23 protein-coding genes are annotated in these 26085 nt (G+C 53.0%); 11 read left to right on the top strand and 12 right to left on the bottom strand.

What is annotated here, in order from left to right:
- Window positions 1–142: 142 nt before the first annotated feature.
- From CDH47_RS13810 to CDH47_RS13775, 8 genes are all read right to left on the bottom strand, one after another.
- The gene (locus CDH47_RS13810) at window positions 143–823 is read right to left on the bottom strand and encodes a sensor histidine kinase (protein WP_100640471.1); all 681 of its coding nucleotides are present in this window, start codon (window positions 821–823) and stop codon (window positions 143–145) included.
- Complete coding sequence (locus tag CDH47_RS13805) at window positions 820–2460, bottom strand: tetratricopeptide repeat-containing response regulator (RefSeq protein ID WP_100640470.1); 1641 nt, start codon at window positions 2458–2460, stop codon at window positions 820–822. Before CDH47_RS13805 ends, CDH47_RS13810 begins: the two co-directional genes overlap by 4 nt.
- On the bottom strand, window positions 2457–5978 hold the full coding sequence (locus tag CDH47_RS13800) for a hybrid sensor histidine kinase/response regulator (protein WP_100640469.1): 3522 nt from the start codon (window positions 5976–5978) through the stop codon (window positions 2457–2459). Before CDH47_RS13800 ends, CDH47_RS13805 begins: the two co-directional genes overlap by 4 nt.
- A 53-nt stretch (window positions 5979–6031) precedes the next feature.
- On the bottom strand, window positions 6032–6541 hold the full coding sequence (locus tag CDH47_RS13795; protein ID WP_100640468.1) for a hypothetical protein: 510 nt from the start codon (window positions 6539–6541) through the stop codon (window positions 6032–6034).
- A 95-nt stretch (window positions 6542–6636) separates the two neighbouring features.
- Window positions 6637–8418 (bottom strand): sodium:solute symporter family protein, encoded by a 1782-nt coding sequence (locus CDH47_RS13790; protein WP_100640467.1) that lies wholly within the window; start codon window positions 8416–8418, stop codon window positions 6637–6639.
- A gap of 4 nt (window positions 8419–8422) precedes the next feature.
- Window positions 8423–8686 (bottom strand): DUF4212 domain-containing protein, encoded by a 264-nt coding sequence (locus CDH47_RS13785; RefSeq protein ID WP_071268071.1) that lies wholly within the window; start codon window positions 8684–8686, stop codon window positions 8423–8425.
- A gap of 210 nt (window positions 8687–8896) precedes the next feature.
- Entirely contained in the window at window positions 8897–9604 is a 708-nt protein-coding gene (locus tag CDH47_RS13780) for a 3'-5' exonuclease (protein ID WP_100640466.1), read from the bottom strand.
- 17 nt (window positions 9605–9621) lie between these two features.
- Window positions 9622–11538 (bottom strand): putative nucleotidyltransferase substrate binding domain-containing protein, encoded by a 1917-nt coding sequence (locus CDH47_RS13775; RefSeq protein ID WP_100640465.1) that lies wholly within the window; start codon window positions 11536–11538, stop codon window positions 9622–9624.
- Window positions 11539–11747: 209 nt separating this feature from the next.
- Here CDH47_RS13775 and smrA point away from each other — a divergent pair, with 209 nt between their 5' ends.
- From smrA to CDH47_RS13730, 9 genes are all read left to right on the top strand, one after another.
- Window positions 11748–12329 (top strand): DNA endonuclease SmrA, encoded by a 582-nt coding sequence (gene smrA / locus CDH47_RS13770; RefSeq protein ID WP_100640464.1) that lies wholly within the window; start codon window positions 11748–11750, stop codon window positions 12327–12329.
- Window positions 12330–12399: 70 nt separating this feature from the next.
- Window positions 12400–12591, top strand: a complete 192-nt coding sequence (locus CDH47_RS13765) for a hypothetical protein (protein ID WP_100640463.1) — start codon at window positions 12400–12402, stop codon at window positions 12589–12591.
- A gap of 103 nt (window positions 12592–12694) precedes the next feature.
- Window positions 12695–13189, top strand: a complete 495-nt coding sequence (locus CDH47_RS13760; protein ID WP_100640462.1) for a (2Fe-2S)-binding protein — start codon at window positions 12695–12697, stop codon at window positions 13187–13189.
- A gap of 1 nt (window position 13190) precedes the next feature.
- Complete coding sequence (locus tag CDH47_RS13755; RefSeq protein ID WP_100640461.1) at window positions 13191–15395, top strand: xanthine dehydrogenase family protein molybdopterin-binding subunit; 2205 nt, start codon at window positions 13191–13193, stop codon at window positions 15393–15395.
- Between the two features lie 47 nt (window positions 15396–15442).
- Window positions 15443–15637, top strand: a complete 195-nt coding sequence (locus CDH47_RS13750; RefSeq protein WP_153045483.1) for an XdhC family protein — start codon at window positions 15443–15445, stop codon at window positions 15635–15637.
- A gap of 4 nt (window positions 15638–15641) precedes the next feature.
- The gene (locus CDH47_RS13745; protein ID WP_100640493.1) at window positions 15642–16268 is read left to right on the top strand and encodes a methylthioribulose 1-phosphate dehydratase; all 627 of its coding nucleotides are present in this window, start codon (window positions 15642–15644) and stop codon (window positions 16266–16268) included.
- The gene (locus CDH47_RS13740) at window positions 16265–16825 is read left to right on the top strand and encodes a 1,2-dihydroxy-3-keto-5-methylthiopentene dioxygenase (RefSeq protein WP_100640460.1); all 561 of its coding nucleotides are present in this window, start codon (window positions 16265–16267) and stop codon (window positions 16823–16825) included. Before CDH47_RS13745 ends, CDH47_RS13740 begins: the two co-directional genes overlap by 4 nt.
- Window positions 16822–17514: an acireductone synthase gene (mtnC, locus tag CDH47_RS13735; protein WP_100640459.1), complete on the top strand. Its 693-nt coding sequence runs from the start codon at window positions 16822–16824 to the stop codon at window positions 17512–17514. The genes CDH47_RS13740 and mtnC overlap by 4 nt, the downstream gene beginning before the upstream one ends.
- A 39-nt stretch (window positions 17515–17553) precedes the next feature.
- The gene (locus CDH47_RS13730; protein WP_100640458.1) at window positions 17554–18609 is read left to right on the top strand and encodes a DUF3080 domain-containing protein; all 1056 of its coding nucleotides are present in this window, start codon (window positions 17554–17556) and stop codon (window positions 18607–18609) included.
- A gap of 42 nt (window positions 18610–18651) precedes the next feature.
- Here CDH47_RS13730 and tfpB read toward each other — a convergent pair whose 3' ends face one another.
- The 4 genes from tfpB to arsC are packed head-to-tail and all read right to left on the bottom strand — an operon-like array spanning window position 18652 to window position 21916.
- The gene (gene tfpB, locus CDH47_RS13725) at window positions 18652–20481 is read right to left on the bottom strand and encodes a type IV pilus assembly ATPase TfpB (protein WP_100640457.1); all 1830 of its coding nucleotides are present in this window, start codon (window positions 20479–20481) and stop codon (window positions 18652–18654) included.
- Window positions 20482–20510: 29 nt separating this feature from the next.
- The gene (locus CDH47_RS13720) at window positions 20511–20870 is read right to left on the bottom strand and encodes a DUF2069 domain-containing protein (protein ID WP_100640456.1); all 360 of its coding nucleotides are present in this window, start codon (window positions 20868–20870) and stop codon (window positions 20511–20513) included.
- 56 nt (window positions 20871–20926) lie between these two features.
- Window positions 20927–21532, bottom strand: a complete 606-nt coding sequence (gene wrbA / locus CDH47_RS13715; protein ID WP_100640455.1) for an NAD(P)H:quinone oxidoreductase — start codon at window positions 21530–21532, stop codon at window positions 20927–20929.
- A 30-nt stretch (window positions 21533–21562) separates the two neighbouring features.
- The gene (gene arsC / locus CDH47_RS13710) at window positions 21563–21916 is read right to left on the bottom strand and encodes an arsenate reductase (glutaredoxin) (RefSeq protein WP_100640454.1); all 354 of its coding nucleotides are present in this window, start codon (window positions 21914–21916) and stop codon (window positions 21563–21565) included.
- An 82-nt stretch (window positions 21917–21998) separates the two neighbouring features.
- Here arsC and CDH47_RS13705 point away from each other — a divergent pair, with 82 nt between their 5' ends.
- Together CDH47_RS13705 and dnaE are read left to right on the top strand one after the other, a co-directional pair.
- Window positions 21999–22451, top strand: a complete 453-nt coding sequence (locus CDH47_RS13705) for a TlpA family protein disulfide reductase (protein ID WP_420843686.1) — start codon at window positions 21999–22001, stop codon at window positions 22449–22451.
- Between the two features lie 88 nt (window positions 22452–22539).
- Entirely contained in the window at window positions 22540–26022 is a 3483-nt protein-coding gene (gene dnaE / locus CDH47_RS13700) for a DNA polymerase III subunit alpha (RefSeq protein WP_100640452.1), read from the top strand.
- Window positions 26023–26085 lie beyond the last annotated feature (63 nt).

Raw genomic sequence — 26085 nt, 5'->3', positions numbered from 1 at the left:
TGCGCCGATGGTAGTGTGGCATTTGCCCATGTGAGAGTAGGTCATCGTCAGACTCTTAATACCCAAAACCCCAGCTTCCAAAGAAGCTGGGGTTTTTTTATGCCCGGAATTTAGGTTTGAGAGGAGCTATCATTGGTGTCGGCTATGGAAGCCAGATTTCAAAAACGCCTCCGCCGATTTCTCCACCATTGCGGATCTTGAGGTAACCTGTTCGTTCGCCTTCGGAATGAAGATTGGCAATAGCAGATACAAAGTAAAGACCAAGGCTGGTGCTTCCTGTATTGAAGTCCAAGGATTTGAAGCTCAAGGTTCCCGTATGCTGCATGCTTTCGGGGTATCCCTCGCCATCATCCTCTATCCCTATCACCAGATAGCCGTCTCGTTCATTGGCTGTTAACCTTATACGAGATTCGGTATAGCGAATTGCATTGTTGATTATGTTGTTCAGGGCGCCTGTAAGCAGATCGGCATCGAAATAACCGCTTATAGCCTCGACTTCGATGGTGCACTCAATCCCGAGGCCTTCCAGGAGTGGCGTGTGTCTGGCCAAGTGCTCAGACAGAAATTCAGGAACGGAATGCTCTTCTATATGTGCGGAAAGGTTATTTTCACCAAGCCTGTATATTCCGAGCAACTGCACAAGATCGTTGTGTATCCGTTCAGCTTCGTACTGAAGGGTATTAAGCTTTGAGGAATCGTTAAGGTTGTCATAGTTCTCGGTTCGCAGCTCATCCAGGGAGTTGAGCAGCATCCCTAGAGAGTTCTTCATATCATGTACCGTCAGAGCCAGTACCATAGAAAAGTCGATATTCCGGTTTTTCATAGAGTCAGTGCCTGCAGTTTTCGCTTTAGAGCAACGTAGCGCCTGTATTGCCTATGCCTTTCTGGAAGGTCGGACAAGCGATCAAGGTGCTGCTTACAGCGTTCTATAAGTTTCTCACTGCTGTTGCCGCTTGCATGTTTTTTGATAAGAACCTGAACTTGGTTGAGGTTCAGCGCCGGATGATCCGGAATTATCTCAAGCGCTTTGGTAAAGATATCTTCAGCCGCATTAAGATCACCAGACTCGAAGGCTGAAATTCCTTCCCGATTTAAGCTGCGGGCGTTAATCTTCAGGCGGAAGCTGACAGGCTCGTCCAGAAGGTTTTCAATTTTTTTAACTGCGTAAGCGTCATCATTAAGACTCGTAGCCAAATCGTCGAGCAGTTTTTTTGCTTCACTTTCATGGCCAAGCTGGAATAATGTTTTAGCGTAGTCCAGCCCTGTTTCCAAAGGTATACAGCCTGTATCCGGGAACCTTCCATCGACGCTTACCAGTATTGAATTAGCTTTATTGGTCTGCCCCATAACTGAATAAATCCGGCATTTGATGATCTGGCTACGAAGTTCAAGGGCCTGATTATCTGGAAATCGTTTTAACATGGTATCAAGTATTGAAAGAGCTTCGTTCGCGAGCTCTTCTCCCACCGTATCTTTGTCGCCTTCGCTGAGCTCGCATAATGCATGACTGAGGGAGATGTAATGGTCTGGGTTATCATGGATTGAATAAGTACCAAGGATCACTGTGCTTCGCCAAGCCTTTGCGGCTGTTGTCATGTCCTGGTTTGATTCGGCAAGTTCTGCCAGATGCTTTTGCCTGAGAAGAGCATTGGGAGAATGCTGAGTTGCTTGTTCAAGTACCTTCTGAGCCCGCATGGAGCGATTTTGGCGTTCAAGGCCAAGTGCCAGGAGGTCGTAGGCTTCCATATGGTCAGGGTGGGCTTTAACCAACTCATTCAGGCTTTCGACTGCCTCATTATAGCGATGATTGGCTAAGAGAATTTTGCTTCGACCGACTCTGGCCCAAGTCAACTCACGCTGGGAAAGAACGTCGTCGTACACTTTAAGCGCATGGGAAAGGTCTCCGAGCAAAAAATAGAGTTCCCCCAAGGTTTTCATCAGCCAGGTTTTATACCGTGGTAGCCGTTTAACGGCTGCGATGCAGAGCGAAATGGCTTCTGGATAGTTTTCCTGATCTATTGCCCGGTTTATTGTGAGTAATGCGTTACGTTGTTCGATCAGGCTACCGAGGCGCTTTTCCAGCATGGTACGATTAATGGGTTTGGTCAGATATGCATCTGGCTGGTATTCACGCGCGCCCAAAACCATTTGCCTGGACGTTTCTGAAGTGACCATAAGAAATAGGGACGTTCGTTTCAGCAGCTTTTTATGGCGAAGTTCTTCAAGAATGTGTTGCCCGTTTTTTCCTTTCCCGAGGTTATAGTCGCAGAGCACGACATCAACATGATTGTATGTGCAGTACTGTATTGCGGGCCTGGCATTGGCGACAAGTTCAATGTTTTGGGCACCGCAACTTCGAAGCATATGACGCATTGAGATTCTGAAGTTCTCAAAGTCGTCAATCACCAGGTAGGTGAGTTTACCAAAGGCGCTTATGTCCTTTTTTATCGGGATGCTCATGATCGCTTATGTTTCAAAAGTTTGTTCACCATAGCTCTCAAAGCTGCAGGCTTAACGGGTTTATAGAGAACCTGATACCCACGCTCAATAGCATCGTCGCGGACTTCTGGAGCCATATACCCGGTTATCAGAATGCCCGGTATGTCTTGTTCGAATGAGGCACGTATGGCATCCATTGCGTCCAGTCCATTTTTGTCGTCATCAAGCTGATAATCGGCAAGTATGATGTCGGGCTGCGTTCTTCCAAGCTGCTCTAATGCGTGCTCAAGACTTTCTGCTGCCGTTATATCGCATTTCCAGTTACTTAACAGTGCGACCATTCCCTGCAGTATTGCCGGATCGTTGTCGATACAGAGCACTTTAAGACCGCCAAGAGTGGAAACGCGCCGGGAGCTTGTCGTAGCTGTTTCCACGGTGTCTGTCCGGGATTGGCCCTCGGGTGCGAGGGGAACAGTGACACCAAAGACGCTGCCTTTTCCCTGGACAGACTGAACGCTAACAGGATAATTCAGCATATCGCTGATACGGTCGACTATTGCGAGGCCGAGGCCTAATCCCTTCTTGTCCTTGCCTTGCTGAAAGCGGCGGAACTCTTCAAAAATCAAGGTTAACTGATCTCCCGGGATACCTGGGCCGGTGTCCCATACCTCGATGCGCAGGTAACCCTTAAGGCGTCGACATCCCAGAAGGATTCTACCTTTTGTCGTGTAGCGTATTGCGTTAGACAGGAAGTTTTGTATCACTCGCCTGAGCAGCTTGGAGTCGGAATAAACCCAAGCACTGCTGGGCACCACATGTAGCTTGAGGCCTTGGTCTTCTGCGATGGCAGTAAAGTCGGTAGCCAGGTGACGCATAATATCATTTACGGGAAACACGCCAAGGTCTGGCTCCAGTGCCCCTGCATCAAGTTTCGAAATATCCAGAAGAGTACTGATGATTTCTTCTGCTGCACCGAGTGAACTGTCTATATGGTCAACAAGGTCTTTGGTTTCATCACTGCTGGCTTTACCTGCCAGAGCTGAGGTAAACAGGCGGGCAGCATTAAGGGGCTGCAACAAGTCATGACTGGCAGCGGCCAGAAAGCGGGTTTTACTTTGGTTAGCCTGTTCTGCAACGGACTTGGCTTTGAGCATCTGCTCGTTTATTGCCTGCAATTCCAGAGTTCTTTCTTTAACTCGCTGCTCCAGATAAGTATTGGTTTCTTTTAGCGCCTGCTCAGTGCGACGCATCGCCGTAATATCCTGAAAGGTTGTCACGTAACCGCCACCGGGGATTGGGCTGCCATCTATTTTTATGACAGTCCCGTCCGGTCTTTGGCGTTCATAGGATATAAGCTTGCCTTCCCGCATGCTGGCGTAGTGGTCAGAAATGATGTCGTCGATGCGCCGGGCGGGCAAATGGGCATTGGTCAGGTTGTAGCGCATTAGGTCTTCAGCGGGCCTGCCGGCTTTCACAAAGCCTTTCGGATAGCTGAATAGCTCGAGGTATCGCTGGTTCCAAACCACCACCTGTTGTTGCTGGTTGACCACGGATACCCCAAGGCTGATGTTTTCGATAGCCGATTGCAGGAGCTCCCGACTGAAAGTCATGGCTTGCGATGCTTCATCAACAATGCTGACGACATCTTCGATCTGCATATCTCGACCCGTAAGGGTTGATTCGAGAACCACGCGGGCGGTAGATGCACCTATCACTGAAGCAAGTTGGCGCTCTACATATTTCATCAGATGCGTTGATGCGGGGCGCTGGGGATAAAGTCTTACCGCATTACGGCGTCCATAATTACGGAAAATGGCCTCAGAGCGTTCTTCGCCCATAAATCTGTCGCTAAGGGCTTGGAGATCGGATGTTAGAATCTCCCTCTGCCAGCTTTGATGTTGAACGGAATCACCTTTCGGATGAGGGTCCTGAAAGAAGGAGGCAATCTGGATTTTCTCGCGCACCCTCTGGCGGGTCACTAGTGAAAGCAGAACGTACACCAAGGTGTTAATACCCAGGCTCCAGATAATGCCGTGGCTGGTCTGGTCGAGATCCAGTCCGAAAAGAGCGGTCGGTCTGGTCCAGCTAAGGCCCCACATACCTTGGTTAATAAGTGAGTCGCTGAACCAGCCTGTTGATGCCAGGGCTGGAAGTAACAGGGTATAGCACCAGATCAGAAAGCCGAGGCCCAGCCCCCAAGCTGCGCCAGTAGCGTTCCCGCGGCGCCATAGAATGCCTCCTACCAGTGCTGGCCCGAACTGTGCGGCAGCTGCAAAAGACAGCAGCCCAAATGACGTCAAGCTATAGTCTTTCCCCGCCATCCGGTAAAAGCCGTAAGCTGTTAGCAGCACGACAAATATTGCGACCCTGCGAATGCCCAGTAGCAGGGAGCTCAGATCGGCCTGCCGATTCATTCGAGGCCTGAAGAACTTAAGAAGAGCCGGCATGATGATTTCATTGCTTACCATGGTGGCAATGGCGACGGAGCACACGATAACCATGGCGGCGGCTGCGGAGCCACCGCCAAGAAACGCGAGAATCGCCAGCCACTCCTTGCCGGCCATAATTGGTAGCTGCAGGATGAGGATGTCGGGGTTATCCGCTATAACTTCCGGTGCCAGAAGACCAGCGGCTGCGATTGGGAGCACGAATGCACTGGCCACAATGAGATACACGGGCATCGCCCAGCGTGCCACCTCAAAGTCTCTGTGGTCAGCATTCTCTACCACCATAACGTGGAACTGCCTTGGCAGGCAGATGATGGCAAGCATGGCGACGAGAGTCTGGGTGATGAAAGCGGGTGCCTCAAGACCATCGGTTGTAAGAATGCCGGTTAAGCCAGCTTGTTTTATATTCCCCGCCAAATCGCCAAATCCATTATAGAGCCCGTATCCGACAAACAGTCCAACGGCAACAAAGGCAACCAGCTTGATCAGCGATTCAAAGGCCACCGCCTGAATCATCCCTCGGTGGTGCTCAGTGGATTCAAGATGGCGGGTGCCAAAGAGCACAGTGAAAGCAGTGAGTGCCAGAGTGATGTACCAGGCTGCGTCACTCCAGGCTGCAGTGCTAAGCTCCTGCGTTCCATTTCCGGTGTTGGATAACACACTGAAACCCATAGCGATGGCTTTCAACTGCAAGGCGATATAGGGCACGCTACCAATCAGTGCAAAGGTTGCGATCATCGCGGCCAGTAGCTGGGACTTGCCATACCGAGAGGCAATGAAGTCTGCGATAGAGGTGCTGTTGTTACGCTTACTTATATAGATGATGCGCCGTAACAGAGGCGCACCGAAGACAAAGACCAGTAAGGGACCGAGATAGATGGGTAAAAAGCCCAAGCCTTCCTGCGTGGCTCGGCCTACGGCGCCGTAGAATGTCCAGGAAGTGAAGTAGACTGCCAGAGACAGTGAGTAAACATGTGTTCTGGCCAAGCGCCTGCGATAGAGGCCGGGGTGCTTGTCACCCGCCCAAGCGATGATAAACAGGATTGATATGTAGGTGATGGAAATTAAAACCAGCAGCCAGACACTAATCATTTTTCTGCACTTCCGTCAGGTTGGGCGGGTTGCCGTGTCTTATTAGCAGAATGTCAGTAGATGCATACCGTCGAATAAAGCATGTCGCTGCGCTCCAGAACCTTGAGGTTGTCTATCCTTGGTGTTCCGTCCGAGCCGATGGGGACAAGCTCACGGGTTGCACAGTTAATAATATGCACTCTGTGAGATACTGCATCCGTTATCTTTTGTTCGAAGCGATACAATGTAAATCGCACGATATCAGGGTTGCTGGTATCTTCCCGCCCGATGCTGTCTGTATCCACGGTGGAGAACGCGGTTACGTACGGGTAGACCAAAGACCAGGGGCGCCAGAAAATGCCTGTGCGTTCTGTGCTTACAATCACGGCCTCACCAGGCAGGCGTGACTGTTTGTGGTCAAACCAGGTGTATTCTCCGTAGATCAGATACCCAAGCATGCCGGCACCGGCAAATACCGGAATAATCCATTTGGGCGCCATGTTTCGGGTGGCGGCGCGGATGCCCAAGGCTATACCGGCGGCACCCAGTCCGCAGAAAACGGTGGCGACAAGAGTCCAGAACATAAAAATTTCCCTTAAAAAAGAACGGGCTCCCTCATAGAGGAAGCCCGTCCAGAACAACCCGTCAACTCGATGAGTTAATCAGGTAAGAGTGCTGCTTAGTGGTCTTGAGCTTGTCCGGCACCGCGTGGGTAACGAACGCTTTCAACCAGTTCCTGAATCTCAACGGGCGGCTCATCAGTCGCATTAGCTACAACGAAGGCTACCGCAAAGTTGACCAGCGCACCAATGGCACCGATCGACAGTGGAGAGATACCAAGTACCCAGTTTGCTGGAGTGTCTGCAAGGTTAGCTGTGCCCGGAATGAAGAACCATCCTTTGTACACAAAAATGTACGAAAGAGTGAATACCAGACCGCTCAACATACCCGCAATAGCGCCGATGTTGTTAATGCGCTTGGAGAATATGCCCATCATCAGGGCCGGGAACAGTGAGGCTGCCGCGATACCGAAAGCCAGCGCTACAACCTGTGCAGCAAACCCTGGGGGATTAGCGCCGAGATAGGTTGCAACAACAATCGCAACGGCCATGGAGATACGGGCTGCCAGCAATTCGCCCCTGTCAGTGATGCCCGGATTGATTGAGCCTTTAATCAAGTCATGGCTGATGGCCGAAGATATGGCTAACAGGAGGCCTGCCGCTGTCGATAGTGCAGCAGCAAGGCCGCCCGCAGCAATCAAACCGATAACCCAGCCAGGAAGATTAGCGATCTCGGGGTTGGCCAGTACGATAATGTCACGGTTTACGTCCAGTTCATTGCCTTTCCAGCCACGAGCTTCCGCTTCAGCTTGGAACGCTGTGCCGGGTTCGTCGGATGCGTCATTGTACATCTGGATGCGGCCATCTTCGTTTTTGTCCACGTACTTGATCAGGCCAGTGACTTCCCACTCTTTAACCCACTGTGGGCGATCCTCATATCGAATTGGCTCAGCGGCAGTGCCATCCGGGTAAACGGTTGTCATCAAGTTCAGGCGAGCCATGGACGCAACAGCAGGCGCAGTCAGGTATAGCAGGGCGATGAACACCAGAGCCCAGCCAGCAGACCAGCGCGCATCAGCAACCTTTGGAACCGTGAAGAAGCGAATGATAACGTGGGGCAGGCCGGCAGTACCGATCATTAACGTCAGGGTAAACAGAACCATGTTCAGGTGGCTGTCAACGTCTGCAGAGTATTCGCTGAAGCCCACATCGGTAATAACCTGGTTGAGCTTGTCGAGAATCGGCATTCCTGAATCAAGGTGGGTGGAGAACAGACCGAGCGCCGGAATCGGGTTACCGGTTAGTTGAAGCGAAATGAAAACAGCCGGAATAGTGTAGGCAAGAATCAGTACACAGTACTGGGCAACCTGTGTGTAGGTAATGCCTTTCATGCCACCCAGTACAGAATAGATGAAGATGACCACGGCGGCGATTATCAGGCCCATGGTGGAATCAACTTCCAGGAAGCGGGAGAAGGCTACACCGGCACCGGCCATCTGGCCGATAACGTAAGTCAGCGACGCAACGATCAGGCAGATGACTGCCACGAGCCGCGCTTGCTTGCTGTAGAAGCGGTCACCGATAAATTCGGGCACTGTAAACTTGCCGAATTTACGCAAGTAAGGTGCAAGTAGCATCGCTAGCAGAACGTATCCGCCCGTCCAGCCCATCAGGTAGGCGGAGCTTGCGTAGCCACTGGCGGCAATAATACCTGCCATGGAAATAAAGGATGCTGCAGACATCCAGTCGGCACCGATTGCCATGCCGTTTGTGATGGGGTGAACCCCGCCGCCGGCGACGTAGAAGTCTTTAGTGCTTCCTGCCTTGGCCCAGACAGCGATGAGTATGTAGATGAGGAAGGACCCACCTACGAACATGATGTTGATCGCAAATTGGCTCATACGCTTACTCCTCGTCCACGCCGAATTGTTTGTCGAGTCTGTTCATGCGCCACGCGTAGTGGAAGATCAGTGCAATGAACGTGAGAATGGAGCCTTGTTGCGCGAACCAGAAGCCTAGATCGGTACCGCCGATAGGGATACCCGAAAGCATGGGGCGGAGAACGATTCCAAAGCCATAAGAGACCAGAGCCCAGACAATCAGACTCCCGAATATAAGGCGAAGGTTCGCCTTCCAGTACTTTTCAGCATCGTAGCTATGACCTGACATAGGATTACTCCTGTCTTGTTGTTGTTTGTCTGCATTAGGTATTCGGTGAGTTAAAGGTATCGGAGAATTTATTATTCATATTAGTATTTCCCCTACTTGCCCTTACTAGCGACTTTACTGAACCGGTGGTTTATGGATATTGGCAATAAGTCTAATTCTGGGAAGGGTGTTCAAAAAACGCTACTTTTCAGGGGAGAGTCGGCTGTTTGATCAAGCGCCATGCATGCTTTGCAAGCGCCTGTGGTAGCGTAACTTACCCTGTAGTTCCTTGAGGGTTTTCAGACCGATTTTGTGGGCTCTGTTCAGTGCAATCAATGTCAACTCAGCGGTTGCCAGTGCATCAGAAGCTGCATGATGTCGTGCGCTTACTTCAAGGCCAAAATAGTCTGCCCAGTAGTCAAGACCCTTGCCGCCCGTTGGGGTGTTGGGGAAAAATGCGGGCAACATGTCGGCTACGTCCATCCATGTGTGATTCCGCGTATAACCGAGTTGTGCTTTCAGGGTTTTTTCCAAAAATGCCTGGTCAAAAGCAGAGTGATACGCGAGCACGGGATCCCCATTCATCCACTCCAGCAAAAATAGCAGTGCCTCTTCGATTTCATGACCGTGGGTGAGTGCTTCGGGTCCAATCCCGTGAATCAAAACCGTTTCGGTGATATCCAGCTCCGGGCGCTTTAAAATCAGATCGAACTGGTCGCTAAGATCAATAGCTCCTTTATTGATAGCAACTGCGCCTATCGCAATGACTTCATCCTTTCCCACGTTCAAGCCGGTTGTCTCGAGGTCCAGCACGATCAATCTGCAATCAGAAAGCAGTTGGTCACCCGGTTTTTTGGGAGTGGGTAGCATTTCAGGGGCAATGCTGCCTGTTCGGCCTCTTCTGCAGCGTTCAATCCATAGTTTGATCTGTTCCAACATGGGGCGGCTGCCTGGGTTCAGAGTTGGTAGGTAAGTTCGAGTTTTTGCTGCAGGCGCTGTGCCTGCCGGAATGATTCACGCAGAATGCGCCTGTCCAGAGGGTTCAGGTCGTCTGGGTCGATGTAATTCGTAAGCTCTTCGTCTTTGTCGAGCATTTCCTGGTGAGCTCTCATGCGAATGACCTGGATAAGGCTGTAGGCATCTTTCCAGGCATCGGCATCTTTGGAGTCAAAAACGCCGGTTTTGACTAGCTCATCCATCCTCTCAAGCGTGTTTGCGCTTCTTACTCCGTTAGCGAGTGCAAATACACGTATCGATTCAACAAAAGGTGCAAGGCCCTGACGTTTTAAATCCAGGCTGCGTTTGTTGCCATCGGTTACATAGCGGAAATTTCTGAACATGGTCAGGGGTGGTTTTCTTTGAAGTGCATTGCCTGCAAGCATTTTTTGGAACAGTGCGTTGTTACGAATTCTTGTGAGCACTCGCTCAAGAAGTCCTTCCAAAGAGTCGGTGGGGCCAAATATTGCTCTCATATCGAGAAATATGGAGGAGTAAACCAGATTCTGCGGGGTAGATGCATCTATAAACCGAATGAACCAGTCATCCCACTCTCGGTCGCTCAGGCATAGCTTCGGGTTACTGGCCATGATGTTGCCTTTGCATAGGGTAAAGCCACACTCTGCAAGTTCATCATTGACGACTCGGGCAAAAGGTAGCAGCTTTTCCCGCACCTGATCTTCCGTCATACCATCAGGAGTCTGGAAAAGAATGCCATTATCCTGGTCAGTCAACAACGTTTGCTCTTGCCGCCCCTCGCTACCAAATGTGAGCCAGGTAAACGGAATACCAGGGTCATTCTTCTGGATGTTCAGTTCAAGAACCCGTCGCACCGTGACGTCGTTAAGAGTGGTGATGATTTTCACAACCTGGCCAGAGTCCGCTCCGTGAGCCAGCATGGCGTCAACCAGACCGGAAACGTCTGCGCGAAGGCCGACCAGCGTGCTCAATTGGGTTGCAGTACCAATAGTGCGGGCGAGATTTACCAAGTCGACCCGTTGCAGTGAAAACAGGTCTCGTTCAGACACCATTCCAATGAGGCGACCGTCTTTGTCCACCAGGCAGAGATGTGAAAAATGGTGTTCGGCCATCAGCATGGCAGCATCAAATGCATCTGCCTCCGCAGGCAGGCTGCATGGGTTTCTGGTCATGATTTCGTGCACCGGGGAGTCCAGTGTACAGCGGTCTTCTGCAATCATGGTGCGTAGGTCGCGGAGGGTGAAAATCCCAGTGGGTCGCTCGTTGTCGTCGATAATAACAATGCTGCCAACGTTGTTTTCATGCATGTGAGCGACGGCTTTTCGAACAGTTAATTCAGCGAGGCATGTAATAGGCTTGCGAAGCGAATAACGCTCAAGTGGCGTGTTTAGGGAAATGCTCGAGCCCATGGAAGCCATGGCGCCAGTTTGTATGCGTTGGTTCACTTGATCTAGCAGGCTGCTGACACCCCGTAAGCAAAAATCTCGAAAGGGTTCGCTTTCGGAGAACAGGCTGACAAAGGCATCCTGCTCAATGCTTAGGCAAAAGGTGTCGCCAGCGGCGCGGTGGAGTGTTCGAGTGGGTCGTTCGCCGACAATCGCGGCAAGTGGGAAGCATTCGCCGACACTGATCTCAAATGTGGTTTCCATTTTGTCAGCCTGTTCGTTGTGGCGCTCTCCACGAATCCGTCCCTGCTTAACAACGTAAAACCTGTCAACCAAACCGTCCTCTGCGGACAGAACCACATCGCCATCGGCGTAGAACCGCAGTGTGGCGTGTTCTGCAAAGTGGGCAAGATGGTCATCATCCATATTGGAAAAAGGGGCGTGTGCTTGCAGGAAGACCATTATAGAGCGGGTATTCTGCGGGCGGGTAGTGTCCTTGTTTGCTGGTGCCATAACTATTCCGCTCATGCGTTATTATTGTCAGGCTACAGTGTAGAACACTAGGGCGGTGGTTCACTCTACGATATTGGTCGCAGCTGTAACTGCGCGTTAACTGCGAGTTGGGTTTGCGCAGTAAGTTAGTGCAATTCGCCGGCTTTCTTTATGGAAAGTGTGCCTAGTGGTAAGGTTCCGGTATTCAGGAGGTTATTGAAAACACGGCCATGGCTACTAAAGATGAACGCCTCAGTTTTCTTGAGGAAATGAAGGACGTTCGGCGCATCCGAAAAACCAATCGCGCTGAGCTAACCACACCACGTGAACTGACGCCGGGCCACCTGGAGCGTCAACGTGCTGCTGTGGAAAGCCCTTTCAAAGATGCTAACCCACTGACTTCTGACATTGTTGAGCCCTTAACAGCCCACGATATTCTCAGTTGGCAGCGCCCTGGCATACAGAATGGCGTCTTCCGCAAGCTCAGGCTTGGCCAGTATCCCATCGAGGCCAGGCTGGATCTTCATCGTATGACTGTTGAGCAGGCCCGCAAAGAGGTTTTCCAGTTTATCGAAGATTGTGTCCGGTACGGCCTGCGATCCGTCATAATTCTTCACGGCAAGGGAGAGAGGAATCCTGATGGCATTGCTCAGCTCAAAAGTTATCTCGCCAAGTGGTTGCCTGAACTCCTGGCTGTAATGGCGTTCCATTCAGCTCAGAAGCGCCATGGTGGAACCGGTGCGGTATATGTCATGGTGCGTAAAAGTGAAAGAGAAAAGCAGCACAACCGGGAACTCTACGGAGCGGGCTAGTGCGGGTCTCTCGTTTATGCGCCAGGGCTCGAAACAAGCCTGTACTCCAAACTGAATTGAGGAACTGACGATGAAAAAAGTCGCACTGATTGCGTTTGTTGTTCTGGCGCTGGCGGGATGCAAAGACCGTGTGATCTGGGATGACAAAGGCAAGATCGAAGAAAAAACGCAGAATCGTGAAATCTGGGATTCCAAAGGAAAAATGAACACAGATGAGCGTGAAATCTGGGTTAATAAAGATGGTGAGAAAGTTGTGAAGTAATGCCTATGCCTAAGGCGGCAAACAGCTTTCTGGTACCTAAAATAAAGAGCCTGGGTAGTGCATCTGAATAGTACGCCGGGAAAGTCAGTGGGAGAGAGCAAGCATGGCACTAAGCCTTACAGTTAACGGCGTACAGCAGTCGCTGGATATTGAGGGTGATACCCCCTTGTTGTGGGTGTTACGTGATGAGCTGGGGCTCAAGGGCACCAAGTTTGGCTGTGGTGTGGGCCTTTGCGGTGCTTGCACGGTGCACCTGAATGGGCAACCAGTGCGTTCCTGTTCAACGCCGGTAGAGTCGGTTGTCGGTGGTGAGGTAACTACCATTGAAGGCCTGGCTGAAGACGGCCAATTGCACGCCCTGCAAAAAGCCTGGATTGCAGAAGGCGTGCCCCAGTGTGGCTACTGCCAGTCGGGCCAGATAATGAGTGCAGCCCATCTTCTGGCAACCAACGCGGCTCCTGCCCGGGACGACATTGTGGCGGCTATGACCGGCAACCTTTGCCGTTGTGGCACATACTCCCGAATCATTGCCGCGGTTGAATCAGTGGCAGGAAGTTCTTTGGCATACGATGCCTCTGTTGCGGGAGAGGAAAGCTGATATGGCGATGAATCGACGTGATTTTCTGAAAGTGGGTGCAGGCGCATCCGGGTCGCTGATGCTGTCCCTCTCTCTCCCGGGTTGTTCGAGCATGCCGACAGGCTACAAAGAAGAGACCGGTGAGTGGAAGCCGGATGCCTGGCTGGAGATTACAAATAGGGACGAGATTCATTTTACTCTGGCCCGGGTTGAAATGGGGCAGGGTACCTATACCGGTCTGACCACCCTGATTGCAGAAGAGCTGGAAGTCGACCCCGAGGCGATCACCCCCAGGTTCGCGCAAGTGGCGCGGGAATATCGCAACCCCTTGTATAAGTTACAACTCACAGGTGGCAGTACCAGTATTTCCACCAGCTGGGAGCCGCTGCGCACGGCGGGTGCTTCGGCGCGGCAAATGCTCATTATGGCTGCCGCCAGGGTATGGAATGTGGATGCAGAAAAATGCACCGCCAGCCAGGGTCGGGTGCTTCATCCTAATGGTCTGGATTCCATGCGCTACGGGCAGTTGGTAGAGCTTGCATCCAAAGAGGTTATTCGCGGTGATGTCGCGCTCAAGCCAGCCAGCGAGTGGAAGTACATTGGCAAGCAGCAGGGCAGGCTTGATGCCCGTGCCAAATCCACAGGTACTGCGGTTTACGGCATAGATGTTGAACTCCCGGGCATGGTTTACACCGTGGTAAGCCGTCCACCGCAATACGGCGGGCGGGTGACCTCCTTCAATGAAAGTGACGTCCGCGCCATGCCGGGTGTTCTTGACGTGTTTGAAATTGAGCGCGGCGTGGCCATTGTGGCTGACAAGTACTGGCGTGCCCGCAAGGCCCAGAATGCGTTGAAAGTAGAATGGGACAACTCCGATGCCTTCTCACTTTCCACCAGCGAGGTGTTTACCTCCTATCGCAAGGCGGCAGACGAAGATCGTGGCGAGTCAGAGCGCAGTGAAGGCGACTATGAAGACGCTCTAGAAAAAGCAGGGAAGGTGTTTGAGGCAGAGTACAGCCAGCCCTATCTGGCCCACTCAACACTGGAGCCGATGAATGCCACCGCGTGGTACAAAGGTGACAGCATCGAAGTATGGGCGCCGACACAGGCTCCGGATCTTGGCCGAATCGGGGCTGCGCGAGTGACCGACCTTTCGCCGAGCGATGTCACGATTCACACCACGTTTCTGGGTGGTGGGTTTGGTCGTCGCCTGACTCAGGATTTTATTGAAGAAGCGGCAGCCGTGGCCTATCGGGTGAAGAAGCCGGTGAAGCTTATCTGGTCGCGGGAAGAGGATACGCAACACGACCTGTATCGCCCTGCCATGCTGCACCGGATGCAGGCGGGTATTGACGCTGGTCAGCTGACTGGCTGGCATCACCAGATTGTTGGCCCCCAGTTGCTGGATTGGTATGTGCGTAATGCTGCACCGGCACAATATCCCTGGGCACCCAAGTTTATGTACGACACTCTGGGCAAGGTTGGGTTGCTTGCCGAAGGTGTTGCGACCCCCAAGGATATGTCTGCGATTGAAGGAGCTATTGAATACCCCTACAACGTGGAGAATATTGATATTCGACACACCCATACCGACCCCGGCGTTCCCGTCACGTTTTGGCGGTCCGTGGGTTATTCCCACAATGGGTTTGCCGTTGAAACCTTTATGGATGAGCTGGCACACGAAACCGGCGAAGACCCTTACCAGTTCCGCCGCAAACTGTTGGCAGGGCAGCCCCGGCATCTGGACGTGCTCGACAGGGCCGTGGGAATGGCTGGCTGGGATACCCCCGTACCGGAAGGTCGCGGGCGAGGCATAGCGCTGTTCAAGAGCTTTGGAACCTTTGTGGCGCAGGTGGTTGAAGCTGGTATCGAGAAGGGAGCCATCAAGGTATACAAGGTGGCCTGTGCCGTGGACTGCGGCCAAGTGGTGAACCCGCGCATTGTGGAAGACCAGATTGAAGGCGGGATTATCTTTGGCCTGACTGCCGCCCTCTATGGCGAGATAAGCTTCGAGGGTGGCAGGGTGCGGCAGAGCAACTTCCACGATGTTCAGTTGATGCGACAGTATGAGCGGCCAGATGTAACGGTCGATATAGTGCCCAGTACCGAATCGCCAACCGGCGTTGGCGAGCCCGGGGTGCCGCCGGTTATTCCTGCGCTGGGCAACGCACTGTTCGCATTGACCGGCAAACGCCAGCGCACTCTGCCTTTGAAAGCAGATGCCTGACACCCCGGCACCACAGATGACCGGTGGCCATGAGTCGGTAATCAACGATGTTTTGTCATGGCTTGAGCAAGGCAGGCGGGTGTGGCTCTGCACTATTGTGGAAACTGAGGGCGCCGATCGGTATTAACATCCCCAGCAAAACCCCCGCAGAAATTGCCATTTCTGTTGTTGCTGATCTGATTGCAGCACGGCATCATTTGCGTATAACTCATGAGCCATGCGCTTCGCCATTTGGAAAGTAAAGCCGTGTTTGATGTAACCCAATACGCTGTTGTCGCCGAATCCATAGTGGATGCTGGGCGTTTTCTGTACGACCGTGGCTGGTCGCCCGCTACAAGTAGCAACTATTCTGCCCGCGTGGATCAGGATCATATTGCCATTACTGTGTCTGGCCGCCACAAAGGGCGATTGGGTGCAGGCGATGTCATGGTGGTGGATCTTCAGGGCAGGCCGGTACAGAGTAACCCCCGCGCCTCTGCAGAAACTTTGCTGCACGCAGGCTTGTATCAGGTGTTTCCGGATGCGGGCGCGGTTCTTCACACCCATTCTGTGAATGCAACCGTGCTAAGCAGGCTGGTACCTGCCGGGGAATGTTTAACCTTTGAAGGCTACGAACTGCAAAAAGCCTTTGATGGCGTGGACACCCACGAGACAGCGGTGACGGTTCCGATTTTTGATAACACTCAGGATATTGAAGCTCTGGCCAGGGACACCCAGGAGTGGTTCTGCAAACACCCTGAGCAACCCGGTTACCTGATTCGCGGGCACGGGCTATATACCTGGGGTAGAACCATGGCGGATTGCCTGCGGCATGTTGAGGCCTTTGAATTTTTATTCGAGTGTGAGCTCGCAACCATGAGGGTTCGCCCATGACGATATTGAGTATTTTTGACGCACACAACCCGGAAGCTGCGCCGACAGTTACCCATGACTCTGGTGAGATAGGTGCCCTGCTGAAAAGCAAGGGTGTTCGGTTTGAGCGCTGGCCAACCCAGGATTTGCCAGCGGATGCCGCACCGGAGCAGATTCTGCAAGCCTACAGCGCCGAGATTGCGAAGCTGAAGGCCGAAAGCGGTTTTCAGACCGCCGATGTGGTGAGCCTGAACCCGGATAATCCCCAGAAGGACGCGTTTCGTAAGAAATTTCTGGAAGAGCACACCCATAGCGAAGATGAAGTGCGATTTTTCGTGCGCGGGCAGGGCATATTCTATTTGCATCTTGGCGATCAGGTATTTGCGGTTCAGTGTCAGAAAAACGACCTGATCAGCGTACCGGAAGGCACCAGGCACTGGTTTGATATGGGGCCGGAGCCGGAGTTTACCTGTATTCGCCTGTTCACCAATCCGGAAGGCTGGGTTGCGGAGTTCACCGGCGATGATATTGCCGGGCAATTACCGCGCTATGAAACACTGGAAGGAGAAGCGCTATGATTCGCGTGATTCTTACAGATATTGAAGGCACTACCAGTTCAATATCTTTTGTGCACGATGTGCTGTTTCCCTATGCCGCAGAGCACCTGCCGGAGTTTGTCCGCGAACACTGGGATAGCCCCGAAGTGTCGGAGCTGCTGGATGAAGTGGCAGCAGAGTCCGGTGCAGACCGTGAGGATGCCGGGGCGCTGATCGACGCACTGCAAGGATGGATTCGCGAAGACCGCAAAGCTACATCGCTCAAGGCACTTCAGGGCATGGTTTGGGAGCAGGGATATCAGCAAGGTGAACTCAAAGGCCATATCTATGAGGACGCCGCCCAATACCTGCAGCACTGGCATGATCGTGGCCTGCGTTTGTATGTTTACTCGTCTGGTTCGGTGAAAGCCCAGAAGCTGATTTATGGCTTTACCACCGCAGGCGATTTCACGCCGTTCTTCTCTGGCTATTTCGACACCCGGATAGGTGGTAAGAGAGAGCCGGAAGCCTACCGGAACATTCTTGCTGAGCTTGGTGTTGAAGCCGCAACAATCCTGTTCCTCTCGGATGTGGAAGCTGAACTCGAGGCCGCAGAGGCCGCTGGTATGAAAACCGCTTGGCTTGTTCGGGACGGCGATCTGCCTAAAAGCGAGCGTTTTGTCGCCCGTAACTTCGCTGAGGTGGACGCTGCGCTGCTGCAAAAAAGGTAATCGCTTTCCAGCCAGCGGGTTCTGTGCCAGGAGGTAAACATGCCAGCAATCCGAGCTGTCAGACTGCTTGCTTTCGCAGTGGCGCTCCCGTTGCTGGCGGGCTGTGATCCTTTCTCAGATGCCCGGCCCATGATGGATGAATACGTGGAGCGGGTAGGGCGGGTGCTGGGCACAGAACCGGAGTTTTCGGAGATTCCTGCGGCTGTGCAAATACCGAGACGCCGCAATCGGGTGCTACCAATGCCTGAGCTTGAGCTGGGCATGCTGGATTTCCTTTCGTTATATGGTTGCGAACTGCAGTATGTGGTGGGGGAGAAAAACTCCGTCATGGGCAAGGTAATGCAGCCACTGAACCGGCTGCGGTACGAAGTGCGTTTTATTCGTGCTGCTGGCGAGTGCCTGGAAACGGAAGGGAACGAAGAGCTTCGGGAGATTTTAAAACAAGCCATTGTAAGCAAGCGTGAGTCATTGCCTATCGCGATTTGGAACGCGACTTGGGGTGTGGAAGAGGTGGAAACCCTGTTCACTCTCGCAAAAGGGGAGTATCCGGTTGAGAGTGCTGATTCAGTTTCCGATCTTGCCCGAGAAGCCCGCCAGTTAAATAAAGCAGTGGTGGCACTTCTTGAACAGGATCTTGAGGTGGATCTGGCTTTTTGGGGCAAAGTGCATCAGCGCTGGCAGGCTGAATACCGGGCTGGCCAACTCATCAATAGCAGCCAACTGGTTGCTACGCGCCTCGGAGATGCCACCTACCTTATTCGTCAGCGGCTGGGTGGTCGGCCACTGTGCTTCAACGGCAAGCCCAATAGTCAGTCGGCCATTGTTCAGGGTATGTTTTTCAGTATCTACATCGGAAAGGTTCAACCCTACCTCGCTGACTTGCGACGGGCTCGCACGGATTTGGTAGAGCCTTTATCTGAGTTGGCGGATATGCAGGCAGATGTCATGCCAGCAGATTTTCGTGAGTGGCGTGGCTCAGTGCTTGTCCTTCAAGGTGCTGAAAGCGTTTGGGCCAACCTGGATCGCGCTGTGGAGCAACATACCAAAGCCTGGCAGGCGTTGCTGGAGCAGTGCGGGCTAAGACCCGGCGCATAGGTGCTGCACCTCCCGCCACTTGCCCGTATGCTTACCTCTGCATCAGCGCTGGCTTGCTGGCGTTACCCTGAGTATTTCTTCAACGGTGGTCAGCCCACTGGCTACTTTCTGGGCGCCGCTCAAACGCAGTGATTTCATGCCCTCGCGATACGCGTCCAGCCGCAGTTGCTCCAGCTCGCAGTGATCTGTTATCTGGCTTGTCAGCGCGCCAGACAGTGCCATGATTTCATAGACTCCAGCACGACCAAGATAACCGGTGTTGCGGCATTCAAGACAACCAACGGGAATGTGAAACTCCTTTGGCACTGGCGCTTTCCAAGGCTTGGTAAGGGTCTGCCAGGCTTCTGCATCAACGGGAGCAGAGGCTTTGCAGTGTGGGCACAGTGTTCGAACCAGCCGTTGCGCCATAACACCTAACACGGTTGCGCGAATCAGATAGGGCGGTATGCCCAGTTCCATCATTCGGGTCAGGGCGCTCGGAGCATCGTTGGTGTGCAGGGTGGAAAGTACCAGATGTCCGGTCAATGCTGCCTGCACCGCCATTTCGGCGGTCTCCAGATCACGGATTTCTCCGATCATAATGATGTCGGGATCTTGTCTTAGCAATGCCCGGACGCCAGAAGCAAAAGTAAGGTCAATATTGGTTTGAACCTGCATCTGGTTGAATGCCGGTTCAACCATCTCGATGGGATCTTCTATGGTGCAGACGTTCAGTTCGGCAGAGGCGATCTGTTTCAGTGTGGAGTACAGAGTGGTGGTCTTGCCCGAGCCTGTGGGGCCCGTAACAAGAACAATTCCGTGGGGTTTCGTGGTGACTTCCTGCCAGCGCTCCCGATCTTCGCGATTGAACCCCAGTTGTTCGTAAGATTTCAGAAGAACATCAGGGTCAAAGATCCGCATCACCATTTTTTCCCCGAACGCCGTTGGCATTGTGGCCAGACGTAGCTCCACTTCACTGTTATCGGGTTTGCGGGTTTTCAGGCGGCCATCCTGGGGGCGGCGCTTTTCTGCAACATTCAAGCGCCCCAGTATCTTGAGCCGGCTTGTAATGGCCATGCCGACATGCTCAGGGAACTCGTAAACGCTGTGCAACACACCGTCAATTCGAAAGCGTATATGAGTCAAAGTTCGGCGGGGCTCAATGTGGATGTCTGACGCGCGTTGATCAAACGCATACTGCAGAAGCCAGTCAACAATTCGCACAACGTGTTGGTCGTTAGCATCTGCGCTGTCACTGGCTCCCAGATCCAGTAGTTGCTCGAGGTTCTGTTGTCCGGCTTTATTGCCAGGAGCCTGGCCGCCACTTGCCTTATTGACGGAGTTTGCGAGCTGGTAGAATTCGATGGAGTAACGGCGAATGTCATCAGGATTCGCCACAACCCGGCGGATATCCTTTCTTACGGCCTGGCGCAGATTGCCTTCCCAGTCAACTTTGAAGGGTTCGGCGCTGGCCACCAATATTTCGTCATTGCCAATCTCAACTGCGAGAATGCCGTGGCGCTGGGCGAATGCATAAGACATCACTCGTGCAATGGCAGGCGTGTCTATTTTTAAAGGGTCAATGTGGTAGTAGGGCTGCCCCGCCCAATCTGCCAGCCACTTTGTCAGCCGCTCAAGATCAAGAGTCTTGCTGCTTTTCTCGCTGGTGAGCGCGGCAATTGCCACAAGCTCCAACGGATGGCGCTTTGCTGTGTGGCTGCCAGCAGAGCCTAGATTGGCAGAAAGAACACGCTCGGCGTTCTCCTGGCTGATTTCACCATCACTGACCAGCGCAGTGCATACATCCCGCAAAGTCAGGATGCTGCGTGGTGGTGCAGGTGGCCTTGATGATGAAGCCGGTGCTGAAGGTGCTGGTTTAGTGGAATCGGGCATGAAGTGTCGCTTTCCGCTGCTGGAGCATGTCAGCCTGTAACCGGTCGGTTCACTTTCAAATGAACCATCGCCATGATGAACAACAGGAGCGTGAGTATCATAAGAACAACCGGGGCAGGTGCCCCCTGGCTTAGCCATGATGAAACTACTGCCTGGGTGAAGTAAAAAATCACCACGAAGGCCAGCCAGATATAGCCGCGATTGTTGCCACGAAATACGGGCACTATCAGTGCCAACAGCGGGATCAGTTTGACCGATAGAATCAGAGCAATGGAAACCCCTGCAACCGGAGCAGGATAAAACGTTGTAATCAAAAGAGTAGCCAACACCGCCAGATAGAGAAGCTGGGTTGCTTTTGCGGTTTGCCGCGCTTTGGGGTTATGGAGCATTCTCAGGTTCCAGATAAAGTATTAAAGGGGGGTTGTGTAGCAAAACTGTACATGAGTTAGTCTGCCAGTTTGAGCGCCAGCCTTGCGAGGCGTTCGCCAAAGAGTTGGCAAAGAGCCTTCTCATGGTTGCTCAAGGGTTGCTGCTCATCGGTGCCGGCCCAGTGGGAAGGGCCGTAGGGTGTGCCCCCGGTTGTGGTCTTGCTCAGGTTTTCGTCTGTGTAGGGCAGGCCACACAACACCATGCCGTGATGAAGCAGAGGTATCATCATGGTTAAGAGCGTAGTCTCCTGGCCGCCATGCAGGCTCCCGGTCGAGGTAAACGCCCCGGCGGGCTTGCCGGCGAGAGCACCGTTTAACCAGAGGTCACCGGTCGTATCCAGGAAGTGTTTGAGTGGCGCGGCCATGTTGCCGAAGCGTGTGGGGCTACCGATGGCCAGACCGGCACAGTTGGCAAGGTCGGACTTGCTGGCGTAGGGCGCCCCCGTGTCAGGAACCGCTGGCAGGGAAGCCTCTGTATCTGGTGAGACCATGGGAACGGAGCGTAATTTTGCCTCGATGCCGGGCACTCTCGCGACACCCCGGCCTATCTGGCTTGCCAGTTCCGCAGTCTGCCCTGTGCGGCTGTAATAGAGAATCAGAATATAAGGCAGTTGCTCGGGCACTTTGGCTTCCTTTTGTCGGCGGTCGTACAATCAGAGAATTGTGAGTACGTTTTCAGGTGGACGGCCCACAGCGGCTTTACCGTTGGCCAGCACAATTGGCCGCTCAATGAGTTTCGGGCTTGCTACCATAGCAGCAATCAGCTGCTCACGGCTCAGGTCCGGGTTGTTCAGGCCAAGTTCCTTGAATTCACTTTCGCCGGTACGCATAAGCTCGCGGGGCTGGCGGCCAAGTGCTTCAAGAATATCTGAAAGTTCCTGCTCTGTCGGCGGAGTTTCCAGGTAGCGTATAATTTCCGGCTCTATGCCCCGGTCTGTAAGCAGTTCGAGAGTCTGGCGTGATTTTGAACAGCGGGGGTTGTGGAAAATTCGGATCGGTTCTGTCATGTTCGTGCCTGTTTGTTGAAATGGAGCTGCAATTTTTGTAGCGAGCAGTCTAACAGGAGGCTTTCCCTTGCAGAACCCTGTCATCCACTGGTTATCTCGCAGGGCAGTCGTGACAACTGCTTTGTTTTTAATAGCTTTGCTGGCGGGCTGTCAAAAAATTGAGTTGGAAAAAGCCGAGGGCACGAAGTTGGCTTGGGATGACTTGCGTGGCCAGTGGGTATTGGTTAACTACTGGGCTGAATGGTGCAAGCCCTGCCTGGAAGAAATCCCGGAATTAAACCAGCTGAACAAGGCGCCGAATATTACTGTACTCGGGGTTAATTTTGATGAAGTGAAAGGGGAGTCTCTGGTGGCTCTTGGTAAGCGTATGGGCATTGATTACCCCATGCTTGTGCAGGACCCCGGCCCTGAATTTGACTGGCAGCGCCCGGTAGCCTTGCCAGCAACATTTGTGGTGAACCCCGACGGTGACCTCCTCGAAGCACGCTTTGGCCCCCAGACGGAAGACGATATACGCGCTCTGATTGGCGGCTGAGAGCTTGGAGTAGCCATTCAGGATGTTTGTTGCCTCAAGTTTTTTTCAGACCTTTAAATAACTACACATGCAGGAACCAGCTGACCTTATGTCGCAGACTTTTGTACACCTTCGCGTGCATTCCGAACATTCCATGGTGGATGGCCTTGTTCGTGTTAAGCCTCTGGTCAACCGAGTGGTGGAACTGGGCATGCCGGCTGTGGGCCTTACTGAACAGTCCAACATGTGCTCGTTGGTTCGATTTTACAAAACGACGACTGGTGCCGGCGTTAAGCCAATCATAGGGGCGGATTTGTGGCTGGAAAATCCGGACGAGCCGGAAATCCCATTTCGCATCACACTGCTTGCCCGGGATAACAAAGGCTATCTCAATCTCACAGAAATCATTTCGCTAGGGTATACCGAAGGGCAGCGATTCGGTAAGCCGATTATTCAGAACGCATGGCTGGAGAGTAGATCTGAAGGTTTGATTGCTTTGTCTGGCGCCAAAATGGGCGATGTGGGCAAGGCTTTGCTGGCGGACAAGCCTGCCCTGGCAAAAGCCCGGGCTGAGTACTGGATGAAACTGTACCCGGGCTCCTATTACCTGGAGCTGCAGAGAACTGGCAGACCCGGTGATGAGGATTGCCTGCACCTGAGTGTTGGCTTGGCTGAGCAGCTGGGCCTGCCCGTTGTTGCGACTAACGACGTACACTTTTTGAAGGCCGAAGACTTTGAAGCTCATGAGGCCCGGGTGTGCATAGGTGAAAGCCGGGCGCTGGACGATCCTCGCCGCGACCGTCGCTTCAGCGACCAGCAATACCTCCGCAGCCCGGAGGAGATGATTGAATTATTCAGCGATGTCCCCGAAGCCATTCAGAACACCTTGGAGATAGCCAGGCGCTGCTCGGTAACCGTGCGTATGGGTGAGTACTTCCTGCCCAATTATCCTGTGCCTGAAGGCATGACTATGGACGAATACTTCCGCAAGGTGTCTGAGGACGGCCTGGAAGAGCGTCTGGCCAAAACCCTTCCCAAGGACGACCCCGACTACGACAGCAAGCGCGAAGCCTATTACAAGCGGCTGAATTTTGAGCTGGACATCATTATCCAGATGGGATTTCCAGGCTACTTTCTGATCGTGATGGACTTCATAAAGTGGGCCAAAAATAATGGCGTACCTGTAGGCCCAGGCCGAGGTTCAGGTGCCGGTTCGCTGGTAGCTTATGCACAGTTGATTACCGACCTGGACCCCTTGGAATATGATTTGCTGTTTGAGCGCTTCCTTAACCCGGAACGGGTGTCCATGCCCGACTTTGACGTCGACTTCTGCATGGAAGGTCGGGATCGGGTTATTGCCTACGTGGCTGAAAAATACGGCCGGGAAGCGGTTTCCCAGATTATTACCTTCGGAACCATGGCGGCGAAGGCAGTAGTACGAGACGTTGCCCGGGTGCAAGGCAAGTCCTATGGCCTGGCCGATAAACTGTCCAAAATGATTCCCTTCGAAGTCGGGATGACGCTGGAAAAGGCGATAGAGCAGGAGCCAACTCTCAAGGAATTTCTGGACCAGGATGAAGAAGCCCAGGAAATCTGGGAAATGGCACTCAAGCTTGAGGGGGTGTGCCGCAACGCCGGTAAACACGCCGGTGGTGTTGTGATCGCACCCACCAAGATTACCGATTTCTCGCCACTGTATTGCGATGATGACGGCGGCAGCCTGGTAACCCAGTTTGACAAGAACGATGTGGAAGATGCTGGGCTGGTGAAGTTCGACTTCCTCGGCTTGCGAACGCTGACCATCATCGACTGGGCCCTGAAAATGATCAATCCGCGGCGTGCTAGCCGTGGCCTTCCTCCTCTGGATATCAACGAAATTCCGCTGGATGACCCGGCCTCATTCGTAATGCTGAAGAAGGCGGAAACCACTGCGGTGTTCCAGCTGGAATCCCGTGGTATGAAGGATCTGATCCGCCGCCTGCAGCCGGACTCCCTGGAAGATATGATTGCCCTTGTGGCGCTGTTTCGTCCAGGGCCGCTGCAGTCAGGCATGGTTGATGACTTTATTGACCGAAAGCACGGCAAGCAACCCTTGTCTTACCCTCACCCGGACTATCAATACGATGGCCTGAAGCCGGTACTGGAACCCACCTATGGGGTTATCCTTTACCAGGAGCAGGTTATGCAGATTGCTCAGGTGATGGGAGGATACTCTCTTGGTAACGCGGACATGCTGCGCCGCGCGATGGGTAAGAAAAAACCCGAGGAAATGGCCAAGCAAAAACAGTTTTTCCTTGATGGCTGCGAAGGCAACGGCATTGACAAAAACCTTGCCGAAAACATCTTCGACCTGGTGGAAAAGTTTGCTGGCTACGGTTTTAACAAATCCCACTCTGCTGCATATGCCCTGGTGTCTTATCAGACACTCTGGCTGAAGGCCCATTACACTGCCGAGTTCATGGCTGCGGTACTGACCGCAGATATGCAAAACACGGACAAAGTCGTCACGCTGGTTGAAGAGTGCCGTAACCTGAAGCTGGACCTGGTGCTGCCAGACGTCAGTCGCTCGGAATACACCTTCACAGTGAATGATGAAGGTCAGGTTGTGTATGGTCTAGGTGCTATTAAAGGGCTAGGCGAAGGCCCGATTCAGGCCATTGTGGAAGGGCGGGCCAGTGGTGAACCTTATCAGGATTTATTTGATTTCTGCCGCAGGGTTGACCTGAAAAAGATCAACAAACGGGCCATGGAGGCCCTGATACGCTCAGGCGCCATGGACAAACTCGGTGCCAGCAGGGCTCAGTTGATGGCCAGCATCCCCAAAGCGGTTCAGCAGGCGGATCAACAGTCGCGCAACGAATCCGTAGGCATGATCGACATGTTTGGCGATATGCTCGAAGCCGGTGATGGCGGCGATCCTTATGCCGATGTGGCGGACGTGCGGGAATGGCCAGAGAAACAGCGCCTGAAAGGTGAGAAAGATACCTTGGGGCTTTATCTGACGGGGCATCCATTCGATGAGTATGAGCGAGAGGTTCGCCGCTTTGTGCGTTCTTCCATCTCGGACCTGAAGCCCAACAAGTCACCTCAGCGGGTAGCGGGGCTAGTAATTGCACAGCGAACCATGAAAACCCGAACCGGTTCTACCATGTGCTTTATCACGCTGGATGACCGCAGTGCACGCATCGAAGCCACCTTGTTTTCCGAGGCCTTTTTTGAGCATCGGGAATTGCTGCAATCCGACCAGGTGATTGTGGTTGAGGGGCAGGTGAGCCACGATGATTATTCCGGCCAGATGAAAATGCGCGTCAGTTCGGTAATGGATGTACCCAGCGCCCGGAAGCAGTTCAGTAAAGGCTTGAAGCTGAACCTGCACGCTGGCCAGCTTGAAAATGGATTTTTGGATAAAATCGACAGCACGTTAAGGCCGTTTCGTTGCGAGGGGAGCCCGGTGTGGATTGAGTACAGCAGCCCTGACGCCAGCACTCGAATAGAGCTGGGAGAGTCCTGGCGTGTGCAGCCAGACGACAACCTGTTGCTGGAGCTAAGATATCTGGTGGGCGACCAGTGCGTAGAACTGGTCTATGATTGATCTGTAAAGCAAAGAGCAGCACGGAAAGTTAAATATCTGTCAGGTTGCGGGCTCATACCAATG

This window comes from Marinobacter salexigens, assembly GCF_002806945.1.
GTDB lineage: Bacteria > Pseudomonadota > Gammaproteobacteria > Pseudomonadales > Oleiphilaceae > Marinobacter > Marinobacter salexigens.
The sequence above is the reverse complement of the archived record's forward strand: the minus strand, read 5'-3'. Positions and strand labels throughout refer to the sequence as shown.

What these genes read in the sequence shown, in the direction of transcription:
- CDH47_RS13810 (WP_100640471.1), bottom strand. Translation starts at nt 823, where the DNA reads ATGAAAAACCGGAATATCGACTTTTCTATGGTACTGGCTCTGACGGTA.
- CDH47_RS13805 (WP_100640470.1), bottom strand. Translation starts at nt 2,460, where the DNA reads ATGAGCATCCCGATAAAAAAGGACATAAGCGCCTTTGGTAAACTCACC.
- CDH47_RS13800 (WP_100640469.1), bottom strand. Translation starts at nt 5,978, where the DNA reads ATGATTAGTGTCTGGCTGCTGGTTTTAATTTCCATCACCTACATATCA.
- CDH47_RS13795 (WP_100640468.1), bottom strand. Translation starts at nt 6,541, where the DNA reads ATGTTCTGGACTCTTGTCGCCACCGTTTTCTGCGGACTGGGTGCCGCC.
- CDH47_RS13790 (WP_100640467.1), bottom strand. Translation starts at nt 8,418, where the DNA reads ATGAGCCAATTTGCGATCAACATCATGTTCGTAGGTGGGTCCTTCCTC.
- CDH47_RS13785 (WP_071268071.1), bottom strand. Translation starts at nt 8,686, where the DNA reads ATGTCAGGTCATAGCTACGATGCTGAAAAGTACTGGAAGGCGAACCTT.
- CDH47_RS13780 (WP_100640466.1), bottom strand. Translation starts at nt 9,604, where the DNA reads ATGTTGGAACAGATCAAACTATGGATTGAACGCTGCAGAAGAGGCCGA.
- CDH47_RS13775 (WP_100640465.1), bottom strand. Translation starts at nt 11,538, where the DNA reads ATGGCACCAGCAAACAAGGACACTACCCGCCCGCAGAATACCCGCTCT.
- smrA (WP_100640464.1), top strand. Translation starts at nt 11,748, where the DNA reads ATGGCTACTAAAGATGAACGCCTCAGTTTTCTTGAGGAAATGAAGGAC.
- CDH47_RS13765 (WP_100640463.1), top strand. Translation starts at nt 12,400, where the DNA reads ATGAAAAAAGTCGCACTGATTGCGTTTGTTGTTCTGGCGCTGGCGGGA.
- CDH47_RS13760 (WP_100640462.1), top strand. Translation starts at nt 12,695, where the DNA reads ATGGCACTAAGCCTTACAGTTAACGGCGTACAGCAGTCGCTGGATATT.
- CDH47_RS13755 (WP_100640461.1), top strand. Translation starts at nt 13,191, where the DNA reads ATGGCGATGAATCGACGTGATTTTCTGAAAGTGGGTGCAGGCGCATCC.
- CDH47_RS13750 (WP_153045483.1), top strand. Translation starts at nt 15,443, where the DNA reads ATGTTTTGTCATGGCTTGAGCAAGGCAGGCGGGTGTGGCTCTGCACTA.
- CDH47_RS13740 (WP_100640460.1), top strand. Translation starts at nt 16,265, where the DNA reads ATGACGATATTGAGTATTTTTGACGCACACAACCCGGAAGCTGCGCCG.
- mtnC (WP_100640459.1), top strand. Translation starts at nt 16,822, where the DNA reads ATGATTCGCGTGATTCTTACAGATATTGAAGGCACTACCAGTTCAATA.
- CDH47_RS13730 (WP_100640458.1), top strand. Translation starts at nt 17,554, where the DNA reads ATGCCAGCAATCCGAGCTGTCAGACTGCTTGCTTTCGCAGTGGCGCTC.
- tfpB (WP_100640457.1), bottom strand. Translation starts at nt 20,481, where the DNA reads ATGCCCGATTCCACTAAACCAGCACCTTCAGCACCGGCTTCATCATCA.
- CDH47_RS13720 (WP_100640456.1), bottom strand. Translation starts at nt 20,870, where the DNA reads ATGCTCCATAACCCCAAAGCGCGGCAAACCGCAAAAGCAACCCAGCTT.
- arsC (WP_100640454.1), bottom strand. Translation starts at nt 21,916, where the DNA reads ATGACAGAACCGATCCGAATTTTCCACAACCCCCGCTGTTCAAAATCA.
- dnaE (WP_100640452.1), top strand. Translation starts at nt 22,540, where the DNA reads ATGTCGCAGACTTTTGTACACCTTCGCGTGCATTCCGAACATTCCATG.